This is a genomic window from Patescibacteria group bacterium, assembly GCA_026415775.1.
Taxonomy (GTDB): domain Bacteria; phylum Patescibacteriota; class Minisyncoccia; order UBA6257; family JAAZHW01; genus SKW32.
Map to the genome: position 1 here is coordinate 327,232 of JAOAGL010000001.1, position 13,183 is coordinate 340,414.

Genomic DNA, 13,183 nt, shown 5'->3' on the forward strand with positions numbered 1-13,183 from the left:
TATATGTGGTTAACGCTTTTAATTTTATTTGTTCTGGCAATTTTTTTAGGAGAAGAGTTGATGCTTTTTGTTGGGGCGATGATACATATCGGGCTTTTGCCTTTGTGGCAAACTTTTTTTGTGATGATGTTGGCGGTTTATTTTGGCGACTTTTTGTTTTTTTATTTGGGATATCATTACGGCGATGGGTTAATTGAAAAACTAATTAATAAAAAATTAATTAAACAAGCAAAAGCGGAAAGAATAAGAGGAATTTTTCATCGGGGTGGTACTTGGATTTTGTTTGTTTCAAAATTTGCTTATGGTCTAAATCATTTAACACAGTTAGTAGCGGGAGCAATGAAATTTGATGTTAAAAAATATATAAAAAATCAACTTGTTGTTTCTTTAGGCTGGGTAATTTTCTATTTATTTATTGGTTATACATTTTCCGCTGTTTTATCAGATATTTTCTTTGATATTCGAGCGTTAAGTATAGCCTTATTATTAATTTTTGCTTTGATTTTTGCCTTGGGTTGGATTATTGATTTTATTATTACCCGCATTTTTCCTAGAGAAAATCAATAATTGCTTACCTTTATTTTTTTATTTATACTAATTAATAGTCGGCTAAAATTAAATTTTTTTATGAAGGATTATTTGCAAAAAATTACAACCAATGGCAAGGCGATTTATTTGGCTTATGATCATGGTTTTGAGCATGGGCCAGAAGATTTGCCGGGACAATCTTTGGATCCGCAATATATTTTGGATATTGCTGTTGAGGGCGGTTATAATGCTATTATTTTTCAAAAAGGATTAGCGGAAAAATATTATAGCGGAACAATTTACGAAAAGAAAATTCCTTTAATTTTAAAAATTAATGGTAAAGCAAATATTTGGAAAGGAGGCGATATTTATTCTTATCAAAATTGTTCAGTTAAATATGCCAAAGAATTAGGAGCGAGTGCTGTTGGTTATACCATTTATTTAGGGTCAGAACACGATGGAAAAATGTTTGCCGATTTTGGCAGAATTGTTGAAGAAGCTCATCAATTAAAAATGGCAGCTATCGCTTGGGTATATCCTCGTGGTGAATTTGTCAAAGATGATTCATCAAAAGAAATAACTGCTTATGCTGCGCGAATTGGTTTAGAATTGGGGGCAGATATGGTCAAAATAAAATACTCGGGTTCTAAAGAAAATTTTGAATGGGCGGTCAGGGCGGCAGGTAAAACGAAAGTAGTTTTATCTGGAGGCCCCAAGGTAGATGAAGAAGAATTTTTGAAGATTTTGAAAGATGTAATGGCAGCTGGGGCGGCTGGTGTGGCAGTTGGAAGAAATGTTTGGTTGTCAGCCGAGCCCCTACGGATAACCGAAAAGATTAAACAAATCGTATTCGGCGCTTAATTATTCACATTTTAAAACTTGACTTTATTAAAAATTAGAATAAAATTTTTATAAATCTTTAAAGGTCATTTTTATTCAAGTCGATTAAATTTTAATTAAAAAAATGGCAGAGAAAAAGAAATTTGAACGTAAAAAGCCACATGTTAATGTGGGTACAATCGGTCACATTGATCACGGTAAAACCACTTTAACTGCTGCAATAATGCACGTTTTAAATTTTAAGGGTTTAGTAGAAAAAGTGGAAGGCGTTGATCAAATTGATAATGCTCCCGAGGAAAAAGCAAGAGGTATTACTATTGCTTTGCATCATTCGGAATATGAGTCGGAAAAAAGACACTATGCTCATATTGATGCACCGGGACATGCTGATTACATTAAAAACATGATTACTGGTGCCGCTCAGATGGATGGTGCCGTGCTTGTTGTTTCGGCGGCTGATGGTCCAATGCCTCAAACTCGTGAGCATATACTTTTGGCGCGCCAAGTCGGTGTTCCAGCAATAATTGTTTTCTTAAATAAAGTTGATCAGGTAAGCGATCCAGAATTGATTGATTTGGTTGAAAATGAAGTTCGTGAATTATTATCTAAATATCAATTTCCTGGTAATGAAGTTCCAGTAATTCGCGGTTCCGCTTTGGCCGCATTAAATGCTAAATCAATCGATGATCCAGCTTGCAAACCAATTTTAGATTTGGTTGAAGCAATGGATAGTTATATTCCTGATCCTGTTCGTGAAGTTGATAAACCATTTTTGATGCCAATCGAAGATGTTTTCTCAATCGAAGGACGAGGAACTGTTGTTACTGGTCGTGCTGAAAGAGGGGTTTTGAAATTAAATGAAGAAGTTGAGGTTGTTGGTTTAAGACCAACTCAAAAAACAGTTGTCACCGGTATTGAGATGTTTAATAAAACATTAGATGAAGCTCAAGCGGGTGATAATGTTGGTATTTTGTTGCGTGGTCTAAAGAAGGAGGACGTAGAAAGAGGTCAGGTTGTTGCCAAACCAGGCAGCGTTACTCCTCATACTGAATTTGAGGCAGAGGTTTATATTTTAACTAAGGAGGAAGGAGGAAGACATACTCCATTCTTCAATGGTTATAAACCTCAGTTTTATATTCGAACCACCGATGTTACTGGTGAAGTTACTCTTCCTCAAGGCATTGAAATGGTGATGCCTGGCGATAATGTTAATTTGACTATTAAATTAATTGCGCCGGTTGCCTTGGAAGAGAAACAAAGATTTGCTATTCGTGAAGGTGGTAAAACTGTCGGCGCGGGTGTGGTAACAAAAATTCTCAAATAAAATTTTTAATTAGCTCTTTCCAACAACAATGACTAAAAAAGATGAATTGCAACAAAAAATAAGAATAAAACTGAAAGCCTACGATCATAAAGTGTTAGATAATTCTTGTAAACAAATCGTTGAAACTGCTAGCCGTTATGTAAAAGAAATTATTGGTCCGATGCCATTACCCACTGAAATCCGACGTTATACCATTAATCGTTCAACTTTCATTGATAAAAATTCACGAGAACAGTTTGAAATCCGCATTCACAAAAGAATCCTTGACATACTTAATCCGAATCAAAAACTAATTGATGCTCTGATGAACCTAAATTTGCCGGCAGGAGTAGACATTGAGATTAAGATGTAGAGAGTAAAAAATAAATGCCGGGCGGCCTCTTCTCGAAATTATCTTGAGAAGAAAAACCCGGCATTTATTTATCCAAAATATTGATAAAAATTTTAAAATATATAAAATAACGAAAAAATATGGCTAAATTCATTCTCGCTCAAAAAATAGGAATGACCGAAATTTTTCAGAATGACAAGATGATTCCAGTAACTGTTTTAGAAGCAGGTCCTGTTGTGGTTACGCAAATAAAGACCAAAGAGCGAGATGGTTATTATGCCGTTCAGGTTGGTTTTGGCGCGAAGAAAAAAATTTCCAAAGCTTTAAAAGGCCATTTAAAAAACCTGGGCAATTTTAGATGGATAAAAGAGTTTAAAGTATCTGAGTCAGAAATAAATAATTATAAAGTTGGTGATAAAATAGATGTTTCAATTTTTCAAGAGGGCGAGAAAATTAAGATTTCGGGCACTAGTAAAAGCAAGGGTTTTCAAGGCGTGGTAAAAAGACATGGTTTCCATGGCGGTCCTAAAACCCATGGACAAAAAAATCGATTGCGCGCTCCCGGTTCAATTGGTGCTACACATCCCCAACATGTTGCTAAAGGAAGGAAGATGGCTGGGCGAATGGGTGGCGAAAGAATAACTTTAAAAAATGTAAAAATTGCAAAAATAATCAATGATAAAAATTTGATTTGTATAAAAGGGGCGGTGCCGGGAAAAAAAGGAGAATTAGTCGAGATTTTAGCTTAATTTTATGAAAGTGGATTTATATAATCAAAAAGGAGAAGTGATTGACCAGATTAATGTATCTGATAGAATTTTTGGTTATAAATGGAATTCCGTTTTAGTGCATCAAGTTCTTGTAGCTTTACAAAGCAATAAAAGAAAACCTATTGCGCATGCAAAAGATAGAGGAGAAGTTTCTGGCGGCGGAAGGAAACCTTGGCGTCAAAAAGGAACAGGCCGCGCTCGTCATGGTTCTATTCGTTCTCCTTTGTGGATTGGTGGCGGTGTCACTTTTGGTCCGACCAAGGAGAAAAAATATGATAAAAAAATCAATAAAAAAACCAAACTGAATGCTTTACTATCAGTTTTGTCTAAAAAATTTTCTGATCAAGAAATTAAAATTATTGATAAAATAGAACTTGAACAGCCAAAAACCAAAGAAATGGCAAAAATTTTAAAAAATTTTTTAAATGATAAAAAAAGAAACCAGGGATTATTGATTTTGCCAACAAACGATAGAAATCTTATAAAAAGCACTCGTAATTTATCATTTGCCCAAGCAACTACTATAGAAAATCTTGATTTAATTAATCTTTTAACTTTTAAAAACCTGATTTTTATAAAAGAAGCTGTCGAAAAATTAGAAGAGAAAATAAAATAATATATGTCTTTATTTTCAAAGAAAAAAACTGATAAGGAGGAGAAGAAAGATGTTGAAATTAAAAAACAGGAAGAAGTTAAAAAGCCTGATTCATTTAATAAAAATGTTTTAATAATAAAACAACCACGAGTGACGGAAAAAAGTCAATTGATGAAACAAGTTAGGCAATATGTTTTTGATGTGGATAAAAAAGCAAATAAAGCGGAAGTAAAAAAGGCTGTGGAATATATTTATAATGTTAAGGTTGAAAAAGTACGAATAATAAATATTTCCGCAAAAAAAAGACGCCTAGGAGCTACACAAGGAAAAAAGTCGGGTCATAAAAAAGCTATTGTTACTTTAAAAGAAGGATACCAAATTGAAATCATTCCTCAAAAATAAGAGAAAAATATGAAAAAACTTAAACCAACAACTCCATCACGGCGGCAAATGACAATTCTTGAATATAAGAAAATTTTGACAACTAATGAACCGAAAAAACAATTAACCAAACCTCTTAAGAAAAAAGCGGGTAGAAATTCTAGTGGCAGAATTACTGTTCGTCATCAGGGCGGAGGAAACAAAAGACTGTATCGTTTAGTTGACTTTAAACAAGATAAATTTAATATTATTGGAACAATCAAAACGATTGAATATGATCCCAATCGAAATACTTTTATTGGTCTGGTTTCTTATGCTGATGGTGAATATCGTTATGTTTTATTGCCGGAAGGAGTAGAAGTTGGTCAGCAAATTATTAGTTCCGAAAATGCTCCAATTAAAGTCGGTAATCGCTTGCCTTTAAAAAATATTCCAGTTGGCACTAGCGTTTTTAATATTGAAATAATGCCAGGCACCGGTGGTAAATTGGTTCGTAGTGCTGGTTCAGTCGCTGAAGTGATGGGTCTCGAGGACAAATACTGTATTTTAAAAATGCCTTCTGGAGAAATTAGAAAAGTTTTATCAAATTGTTATGCAACAATAGGCGTTCCATCAAATACAGAATACCGCACTTTAAATATTGGGAAAGCTGGAAGAACTCGTTGGTTGGGAATTAGGCCAACAGTTCGTGGTTCTGCAATGAATCCCTGTGACCATCCTTATGGTGGAGGCGAGGGGCGTCAACCTCGTGGTACGCGCAGGCCAAAAACAGCATGGGGTAAAGTTACTGGCGGTCACAAGACACGAAAGAAAAGAAAATGGTCGAATGTACTAATTCTTAAACGCAGAAAATAAATTATGAGCAGAAGTCTTAAAAAAGGTCCATACATTGACCCAAAGCTATTAAAGAAAATCGCTAAAATTAAACCTGATTCTGGTCAGGTTATTAAAACTTGGTCAAGAGCTTCGGTAATTTCGCCAGAAATGATCGGATATACTTTTGCGGTTCATAACGGTAAGGATTTTATTGAGGTTAAAATTACCGAAGAAATGGTCGGTCATCGTTTAGGTGAATTTGCGCCCACTCGTAAATTTATTAAACATGGTGGTAAGATGCAAAGAGAATTAGAAAAGAAGGCGGCGACCGCATCTAATCAATAAAAAAATTTATGAACGAAAAGAAAACAGCAATAGCAAAATTAAAATATTTACATATGGCACCACGCAAAGTGAGATTTATTGCTGATTTAATTAAAGGAAAACATATTGTTGAGGCAGAAGCACAATTGCTTTATTGTCGTCGTCGCGCCGCTAAACCGATTTTAAAATTATTACATTCAGCAATCAATAATGCTCTTAACAAGAAATTAAATAAAGACACTCTTTATATTAGTTCTATTACAGTAGATCAAGGTCCTATGTTAAAAAGGTGGTTGCCAAGAGCGATGGGGAGGGCTACTCCCATTCAAAAAAAGATGTCGCATATCACTATGGTTTTATCTGAAGGAAAGCAATTTAATCGTTTTGTTGTGCCTAAAGCAAAAATTACTAAATCTGAAAAATCAATAAAGAAGGAAAAGGTTGAAACTAAAAAAGCAGAGTATAAACAAAAAGAACAAAAGGTCGTTGAGAAAAAACCTAAAGAAGGAGCAGTTAAAAAATTCTTTAGAAGAAAAGAAATAGCTTAATATGGGACACAAAATTCATCCAAAATCTTTTAGATTGGGAATTATCAAAGATTGGAGTGCAAAATGGTTAGTTTCAAAGAAGGAACTCCCAATTATTTTGGAAGAAGATATTAAAATTCGCGAATATTTAAATAAAAAATTAAGAAATACTTATATTGCCGAAATTGTCATTGAACGATTGGAAAATAATATCAACATCACTATTAAAACAGCTCGTCCGGGTTTAATAATCGGACGCGGTGGTAAGGGCGTTGAAGATTTAAAGAAAGAATTAGAAAAAATTATCAATAAACATCGTAAAGAAAAGAAATACAATCTTAACTACAACCTTTCTATAAATATCGAGGAGATAAAAAATCCGACTGCTAATGCGGCGATTGTCGCTCAAGGCATTGCAAGTGCCATTGAGAAGAGAATGCCTTACCGTCGAGTAATGAAAAAGGCAATTGAAGAAGCTAAACAAAACAAAGAAGTAAAAGGAATTAAAATTAAAGTCTCTGGTCGATTAAATGGAGCAGAAATTGCTCGAACCGAATGGCTTGATTGGGGGTGTATGCCGCTTCAAACATTGCGCGCTGATATTGATTACGCTGAAGCCACCGCTTTTTGTACTTACGGGACAATAGGTATTAAAGTTTGGATATATAAAGGCGAGGTGTTTTTAAAAGATAAAAAGAAAGGAAAAACAAATGAAGTCGAAATTAAATCTGAAAACAAATAAGGAATATGTTGATGCCTAAAAAAATGAAACATCGAAAAGCGCAGAAGGGCAGATCTCGCACTAGAAAAATTGATACGCGGGGTACTTTTTTAGTGTTCGGTTCTTATGGTCTGCAGGCTTTAGAAAATATTTGGTTAACCGCTAGACAAATTGAGGCAGGAAGAAAGGCAATCGCAGGATATCTAAAAAAAGGAGGTAAAATTTGGTTAAGAGTTTTCCCTGATAAGCCAATTACTAAAAGACCGCCAGAGGTAACAATGGGTGGTGGAAAAGGAGATTTAGATCATTTCGCTTTTCCTTTAAAATCAGGTCGAATTATTTATGAGATTGATGGTGTCAGCGAAGAAATAGCAATTGAGGCTTTAAGAAGGGCCGCTTCGAAAATGCCGGTTAAAACCAAGATAGTTAAAAAGGATTAATAAAAATAAAAGCCTATGATAAAATTTGAAGAATTAAAAAAATTACCAAAAGCAGAATTGCAAAAACTTCTAGCAGAAAACCAAAATCGACTAAAAGACTTGCGTTTTAATTTGTCTTTCGGTAAAGTAAAAGATATAAGCGCAATTAAAAAAACAAAAAAATTAATTGCCCAAATTTTAACTATTTTAAATCAAAATCATGATAAAGAAAAATAAAACTATTAAAAGAAAATTAGAAGGAGTGGTTGTTTCTGATAAGATGAATAAAACGATTGTGGTAAAAGTCGAAAGTTTCAAAAGACATCCTCTTTATCATAAAATAATGAGGGTTTCTAAGCGTTTTAAGGCGCATGATGAAAAGAATGAATGTAAAGTAGGTGATGTTGTTGTAATTGAACAAACTAGGCCTTTGTCAAAAGAAAAAAGATGGAAGGTGGCGCAAATTATTAAAAGAGCTGATATAAATAATGAAATTGATAATGTTGTTGAAGAGAGCGAAGAAGAAAAAAAGTCGATGTCAAATATTGAAGAACAAGAATAAAAATTATGATTCAGCCCAGAAGCATGTTAAAAGTAGCAGATAATAGTGGCGCAAAAATTGTGCAGTGTTTTAAAGTTTTAGGTGGCTCCAAAAGAAGATATGCGCAAATAGGTGATATTATAATTGCTTCAGTCAAAGTTGCTCAACCGAGAAAAAGTGTAGCCAAAAAAGATGTTGTGCGTTGTCTAATTATTAGACAGAGAAAGCCTTATCGTCGAGAAGACGGTTCTTATATTCGTTTTGATGATAACGCTGTAGTTTTATTGGATAATAAGAATCAACCTCGAGGTACAAGAATTTTTGGTCCGATTCCACGCGAAATAAAACAAAAAGAATTTGAGGAGGTCGCTTCATTAGCTATTGAAATTTTATAATATGGCACAGAAGAATCAGGAGAAAAAATTAAAATTTAAAAAAGGAGATGAAGTAATTATGTTAATTGGAAAAGATAGAGGTAAAAAAGGGAAAATTATCAAAGTTTTACCTCACGCTAATAAGGTGGTGGTTGAAGGATTAAATTTGATTAAAAAACATCTGCGTCCAAAAAGACAAGGAGAAAAGGGTGAAATTGTTTCTTTGCCGCGTCCTGTTAATGCTTCAAATGTGGCTTTATGGTGTTCAAGCTGCGGCAAGGGCGTTAGGGTCGGTTATCGTTTTGAAGGCGATAAAAAAATAAGAATTTGTAAAAAATGCCAACAATTAATTTAAAAGAAAAATATAAAAAAGAAATTATTCCATCTCTTCAGAAAGAATTTAATTTGAAAAATATTTTTATGGCACCTTCAATTAAAAAGGTAGTTATTAATGCTGGGATAGGAAGATTAATTACAAATGCCGGTGGCAGTAAAAATGCAGAGGAATTAATTAAAGCTATTAAACAAGATATTAGTTTAATTACCGGTCAGTGGCCCACCGAAACTAAAGCAAAAAAATCAATTTCTTCTTTTAAAGTAAGAGAAGGTCAAACTGTCGGTCTTAAAGTAACATTAAGAGGTCAAAAAATGTATGATTTTATAAGTCGATTAGTTAATATAGCTTTGCCGCGTATCAGAGATTTTAAGGGAATTCCTGAAAAAAATCTAGATCAATATGGCAATTTAAATATTGGTATTCCTGAGGCAACGATTTTCCCTGAGGTCACTAATAGTGTTTTAAAACATCCTTTTGGATTAGAAATAACTGTAGTTACTAATGATAAACATCGCGAAAGAGTCGTAAAATTATTAAAATTATTAGGATTTCCTCTAAAGTAATATGGCTAAAACATCTGTTGTTGCTCGAGCAAAAAAGAAACCCAAATTTTCAACGCGAATTGTAAGGCGTTGTTTCAGATGTGGTCGCAAAAGAGGTTATATGAGAGATTTTGGATTGTGTCGTATCTGTTTCAGAGAATTAGCGCGAAAGGGCGAAATCCCCGGTATTAGAAAAGCGTCGTGGTAATATAGAAATTTTATGGATGTAATATCTGATTTTCTTATTCAAATTAAAAATGCAATAGCGGTTAAAAAGCCGTTTATTTCGACATCTTTTTCAAAAATGAAATATGAAATTGCCCAAATTTTATTGAAAGAGAAATATGTTAATGATGTTAAAATTGTTGGTAAAATTCCTAAAAAGATGATAAAAATAGAATTGAAATATGATGACAATGGCGTCCCGGCAATTCAGGAGATAAAAAGGATTAGCAAGCCCGGTTGCCGACGTTATATCAAGGCTAGCCAACTAAAGCCAGTGAAAGCCGGTTATGGTCGATATATTATTTCAACCCCCCGCGGTTTAATGACAAATGTGGAAGCTAAAAAGCAAAAATTAGGAGGGGAGTTGATTTGTGAAATTTTTTAATTTCGATCTATGTCTAAAATAGGCAAAAAATTAATTGAAATACCAGAAAAAGTTCAGATTGAAATAAAAGATTCCGAGGTTATTGTTAAGGGTCCCAAGGGAGAATTAAAAATTCCTGTTTTCCAAGGATTTAAATTACAATTAGAAGAGGGTTTCTTAAAAGTTATTCCTCCGGAAGACAACAAAAAGCGGACACCGGCCTTTTGGGGAACGTTGCGTGCTTTAATAGCCAACGCAGTTAAAGGTGTAATTGAGGGATATGAGAAAAAATTAGAAATTGAAGGCATTGGTTATCGTGCTAATGTCGAAGGAAAGTTTTTAGTTTTAAATCTCGGTTTTTCTCATCCGATTCGTTATGAAATTCCCGAAGGCATTCAGATTACAACCGAAAAGAATATTATTACGGTTTCGGGCACTGATAAACAATTAGTTGGCCAAGTTGCGGCTAAAATCAGATCCTTTAGAAAGCCCGAGCCATATAAAGGTAAGGGTATTCATTATCTCGGTGAATATATTCGTCGAAAAGCCGGTAAAAAAGCTACCGGAACTGCAGCTTAAATAAATAATTTATGAGGCAAAAGATTAATAAAAAAGAAATCAGGATAAGAAGACATAAAAAAATTCGAGCCAAAATTTTTGGTACTGCTACTAAACCGCGCGTATGCGTTTTTATTTCTAATCGACATTTATATGTTCAAGCAATCGATGATAATAAGGGAAAAACATTGGCAAGTGTTTCTGATTTTGAATTGAAAAAAGAGAAAAAAGAAAATAAAATTACTATATCTAAAAAATTAGGGTTGCTATTAGCAGAAAAGATTAAAAAATTAAAAATTCATAAAATCATTTTTGATAGGGGAGGATTTAAATACCATGGTCGAGTAAAAAACATCGCTGATGGTTTGAGAGAAGGCGGAATTAAATTTTAATTATGATAAAAGAAAAACCATATATAAACAATAAAAAAGAAATCAAATCAGAACGTCCCGAGAATCAATATGAAGAAAAACTTCTTGATTTAAGACGTGTTACTCGTGTTGTTGCTGGTGGTAAAAGATTCAGTTTCCGCGCCACATTAGTAGTGGGTGATAGAGCGGGGAAGGTTGGTATTGGAATTGCGAAGGGAAAAGATGTTAGTGAGGCAATTGCAAAGGCAAAAACCCAAGCCATTAAAAAAATAATTCGTGTGCCAATTATTAATGATACAATTCCCCATGAAGTAAAAGCAAAATATTGTGCAGCCCAAGTTGTTTTAAAACCAGCTCAAAGAGGTCATGGTATTGTGGCCGGAGGAGCAGTGCGGGCGGTATGTGAATTGGCTGGTATTAAAGATTTGAGCGCTAAAATTTTGAGCCGAACACCAAATAAATTAAGTAATGCTATGGCAACTCTAGCTGCTTTAAAAAAAATCAAACCAACTATTTTAAAAGAGTTATTAACCAAACAACAAAAAAATGAGTCGGCATTAACGACTGAAGAAAATAAATAACTATGCAACTTCACGAATTAAGAAAAGAGTATAAAACGAAAAAAGAGAAAAGAGTAGGTCGTGGAGGTAAGCGGGGAACTTATTCGGGCCGCGGTTTAAAAGGCCAGAAAGCTCGCGCTGGCGCAAAGATTAGACCAGCGATTTACGATTTAATTATTAAAATTCCCAAAAAACGTGGAGTTAAAAATAAACCGCTTAACGAAAAACCAATAGCAATTAATCTAGATATTCTAAATAAATATTTTAAAGAAGGAGATGTTGTTTCGCCGCAAACATTATTCGAAAAGGGTTTGATTGAAAAGAAAAAAGGCAAGTTACCAAAAATTAAGATTTTGGGGAGAGGGGAATTAAAACATAAATTGATTTTTAAAAAATGTTATTTTTCTCAAGAGGCGTTTAAAAAAGTTAAGATTAAGAAATAAATATGGGAATTGTTAGCAAAGCAATCCAATTATTTAAAATCAAAGATTTAAGAAAAAAAATCTTGATGGTGGTTTTAATTTTGGTTATTTTTCGCTTATTTGCTAGTTTGCCAATTCCTGGAATTGACCTTGAAAGATTAAGAGCAATTTTTGCTTCTAATCAACTGTTGGGTATTTTGAATATCTTTTCCGGCGGTACTTTAAGTAAGCTTTCTATTATGATGTTAGGTGTTGGTCCTTATATCACTGCCACTATTATAATGCAACTTTTAACAATGATTATCCCGCGATTAAAGGAGATTTATTACGAAGAGGGTGAAGCTGGAAGAAAAAAATTCAACCAATGGTCTCGTTATTTAACAGTGCCATTATGTATTCTCCAATCCTACGCCTTTTTAAATTTGTTAATTTCCCAGAATGTTATTTTACCGCTTTCGCCGTTGGAAATGGTCAGAAATATTTTGGTTATTACAGGGGGCTCAGTTTTTTTGATGTGGTTGGGTGAATTAATTACCGAGTATAAAATTGGTAATGGAATTTCATTAATTATTTTCGCTGGTATTATTAGTGGTTGGCCAGCTAATTTCCGCTCAGCAATTTTGTCATATACACCATCAAACCTCCCAACTTATTTGATGTTTATTGTCGTAGCTTTAATTGTTGTCGCTGGGGTGGTTTATATTAATGAAGCTGAGCGTAAAGTGCCCGTGGCTTATGCTAAAAGGGTGCGAGGAAACAAAATGTATGGCGGCGTAACGAGTTATTTGCCTCTAAAAGTTAATCAAGCCGGTGTTATCCCAATTATTTTTGCTATTTCTATTTTGCTATTCCCGCAATTTATAGGACAAATTATCACAACAATTAAAACCCCTTGGGCTTTAAGTATTGGTAAATTTTTAATGGGATTATTAAATAACCATCTAATTTATTCGGCTTTATATTTTGTTTTAGTGGTGCTTTTTACTTATTTTTATACGATGGTCACTTTTGATCCCAAAGAAATTTCTAACAATTTACAGAGAAATGGTGGTTTTATTCCGGGAATTAGACCTGGACAATCAACTGCCTCTTATATAAATTTTGTTCTAAATCGAATTACTTTTGTAGGAGCTTTATTTTTGGGTTTAATCGCTATTTTGCCCAACATTTTACAAAGCGTTACTGGTACTCAATTTTTGACTATTGGAGGCACTTCTATTTTAATCGTTGTATCTGTGGCAATTGAGACTATAAAACAAATTGAGGCGCAATTAGTAATGCGCGAATACGAGGGCTTTTTGAGTTAATAGCCA

At 33.8% G+C, this 13,183-nt stretch carries 24 protein-coding genes; all 24 read left to right on the forward strand.

Annotated features, from left to right (window positions below):
- The first annotated feature begins 3 nt into the window (after window positions 1-3).
- The 24 genes from N2692_01760 (at window position 4) to secY (ending at window position 13,177) form a co-directional block, all read left to right on the forward strand.
- Window positions 4-567, forward strand: coding sequence for a DedA family protein (locus N2692_01760; protein MCX8016007.1), 564 nt, complete (start codon window positions 4-6; stop codon window positions 565-567).
- Between the two features lie 60 nt (window positions 568-627).
- Entirely contained in the window at window positions 628-1,389 is a 762-nt protein-coding gene (locus tag N2692_01765; GenBank protein ID MCX8016008.1) for a hypothetical protein, read from the forward strand.
- Between the two features lie 103 nt (window positions 1,390-1,492).
- Window positions 1,493-2,692, forward strand: a complete 1,200-nt coding sequence (tuf, locus tag N2692_01770; GenBank protein ID MCX8016009.1) for an elongation factor Tu — start codon at window positions 1,493-1,495, stop codon at window positions 2,690-2,692.
- Between the two features lie 28 nt (window positions 2,693-2,720).
- The gene (gene rpsJ / locus N2692_01775; GenBank protein ID MCX8016010.1) at window positions 2,721-3,044 is read left to right on the forward strand and encodes a 30S ribosomal protein S10; all 324 of its coding nucleotides are present in this window, start codon (window positions 2,721-2,723) and stop codon (window positions 3,042-3,044) included.
- 119 nt (window positions 3,045-3,163) lie between these two features.
- On the forward strand, window positions 3,164-3,772 hold the full coding sequence (gene rplC, locus N2692_01780) for a 50S ribosomal protein L3 (protein MCX8016011.1): 609 nt from the start codon (window positions 3,164-3,166) through the stop codon (window positions 3,770-3,772).
- Between the two features lie 4 nt (window positions 3,773-3,776).
- Window positions 3,777-4,409 carry a 50S ribosomal protein L4 gene (rplD, locus tag N2692_01785; GenBank protein MCX8016012.1) on the forward strand — a complete coding sequence of 211 codons (633 nt, stop codon included), beginning with the start codon at window positions 3,777-3,779 and terminating at the stop codon, window positions 4,407-4,409.
- Between the two features lie 111 nt (window positions 4,410-4,520).
- Window positions 4,521-4,790, forward strand: a complete 270-nt coding sequence (gene rplW / locus N2692_01790) for a 50S ribosomal protein L23 (protein ID MCX8016013.1) — start codon at window positions 4,521-4,523, stop codon at window positions 4,788-4,790.
- Window positions 4,791-4,799: 9 nt separating this feature from the next.
- Window positions 4,800-5,624, forward strand: a complete 825-nt coding sequence (gene rplB / locus N2692_01795) for a 50S ribosomal protein L2 (GenBank protein ID MCX8016014.1) — start codon at window positions 4,800-4,802, stop codon at window positions 5,622-5,624.
- A 3-nt stretch (window positions 5,625-5,627) separates the two neighbouring features.
- Complete coding sequence (gene rpsS / locus N2692_01800; protein ID MCX8016015.1) at window positions 5,628-5,930, forward strand: 30S ribosomal protein S19; 303 nt, start codon at window positions 5,628-5,630, stop codon at window positions 5,928-5,930.
- A gap of 8 nt (window positions 5,931-5,938) precedes the next feature.
- Window positions 5,939-6,457 carry a 50S ribosomal protein L22 gene (rplV, locus tag N2692_01805; protein MCX8016016.1) on the forward strand — a complete coding sequence of 173 codons (519 nt, stop codon included), beginning with the start codon at window positions 5,939-5,941 and terminating at the stop codon, window positions 6,455-6,457.
- Between the two features lies 1 nt (window position 6,458).
- On the forward strand, window positions 6,459-7,178 hold the full coding sequence (gene rpsC / locus N2692_01810) for a 30S ribosomal protein S3 (protein MCX8016017.1): 720 nt from the start codon (window positions 6,459-6,461) through the stop codon (window positions 7,176-7,178).
- 5 nt (window positions 7,179-7,183) lie between these two features.
- On the forward strand, window positions 7,184-7,597 hold the full coding sequence (gene rplP, locus N2692_01815; GenBank protein ID MCX8016018.1) for a 50S ribosomal protein L16: 414 nt from the start codon (window positions 7,184-7,186) through the stop codon (window positions 7,595-7,597).
- A gap of 15 nt (window positions 7,598-7,612) precedes the next feature.
- Window positions 7,613-7,813: a 50S ribosomal protein L29 gene (gene rpmC / locus N2692_01820; GenBank protein MCX8016019.1), complete on the forward strand. Its 201-nt coding sequence runs from the start codon at window positions 7,613-7,615 to the stop codon at window positions 7,811-7,813.
- Window positions 7,797-8,138: a 30S ribosomal protein S17 gene (gene rpsQ / locus N2692_01825; protein MCX8016020.1), complete on the forward strand. Its 342-nt coding sequence runs from the start codon at window positions 7,797-7,799 to the stop codon at window positions 8,136-8,138. The genes rpmC and rpsQ overlap by 17 nt, the downstream gene beginning before the upstream one ends.
- 5 nt (window positions 8,139-8,143) lie before the next feature.
- Window positions 8,144-8,512: a 50S ribosomal protein L14 gene (gene rplN, locus N2692_01830; GenBank protein ID MCX8016021.1), complete on the forward strand. Its 369-nt coding sequence runs from the start codon at window positions 8,144-8,146 to the stop codon at window positions 8,510-8,512.
- A gap of 1 nt (window position 8,513) precedes the next feature.
- A complete protein-coding gene (gene rplX / locus N2692_01835; GenBank protein MCX8016022.1) occupies window positions 8,514-8,846 on the forward strand; it encodes a 50S ribosomal protein L24 in 333 nt (110 codons plus the stop codon).
- Window positions 8,828-9,391, forward strand: coding sequence for a 50S ribosomal protein L5 (gene rplE / locus N2692_01840; GenBank protein MCX8016023.1), 564 nt, complete (start codon window positions 8,828-8,830; stop codon window positions 9,389-9,391). The genes rplX and rplE overlap by 19 nt, the downstream gene beginning before the upstream one ends.
- 1 nt (window position 9,392) lies before the next feature.
- Window positions 9,393-9,578 carry a type Z 30S ribosomal protein S14 gene (locus tag N2692_01845; protein MCX8016024.1) on the forward strand — a complete coding sequence of 62 codons (186 nt, stop codon included), beginning with the start codon at window positions 9,393-9,395 and terminating at the stop codon, window positions 9,576-9,578.
- 12 nt (window positions 9,579-9,590) lie between these two features.
- Window positions 9,591-9,980: a 30S ribosomal protein S8 gene (rpsH, locus tag N2692_01850; protein MCX8016025.1), complete on the forward strand. Its 390-nt coding sequence runs from the start codon at window positions 9,591-9,593 to the stop codon at window positions 9,978-9,980.
- A 9-nt stretch (window positions 9,981-9,989) separates the two neighbouring features.
- Complete coding sequence (gene rplF, locus N2692_01855; protein ID MCX8016026.1) at window positions 9,990-10,538, forward strand: 50S ribosomal protein L6; 549 nt, start codon at window positions 9,990-9,992, stop codon at window positions 10,536-10,538.
- An 11-nt stretch (window positions 10,539-10,549) separates the two neighbouring features.
- The gene (gene rplR, locus N2692_01860; GenBank protein ID MCX8016027.1) at window positions 10,550-10,909 is read left to right on the forward strand and encodes a 50S ribosomal protein L18; all 360 of its coding nucleotides are present in this window, start codon (window positions 10,550-10,552) and stop codon (window positions 10,907-10,909) included.
- Between the two features lie 2 nt (window positions 10,910-10,911).
- A complete protein-coding gene (gene rpsE, locus N2692_01865) occupies window positions 10,912-11,469 on the forward strand; it encodes a 30S ribosomal protein S5 (protein ID MCX8016028.1) in 558 nt (185 codons plus the stop codon).
- Window positions 11,470-11,471: 2 nt separating this feature from the next.
- Window positions 11,472-11,891 carry an uL15 family ribosomal protein gene (locus N2692_01870; GenBank protein MCX8016029.1) on the forward strand — a complete coding sequence of 140 codons (420 nt, stop codon included), beginning with the start codon at window positions 11,472-11,474 and terminating at the stop codon, window positions 11,889-11,891.
- Between the two features lie 2 nt (window positions 11,892-11,893).
- A complete protein-coding gene (gene secY, locus N2692_01875; protein ID MCX8016030.1) occupies window positions 11,894-13,177 on the forward strand; it encodes a preprotein translocase subunit SecY in 1,284 nt (427 codons plus the stop codon).
- Window positions 13,178-13,183: the final 6 nt, after the last annotated feature.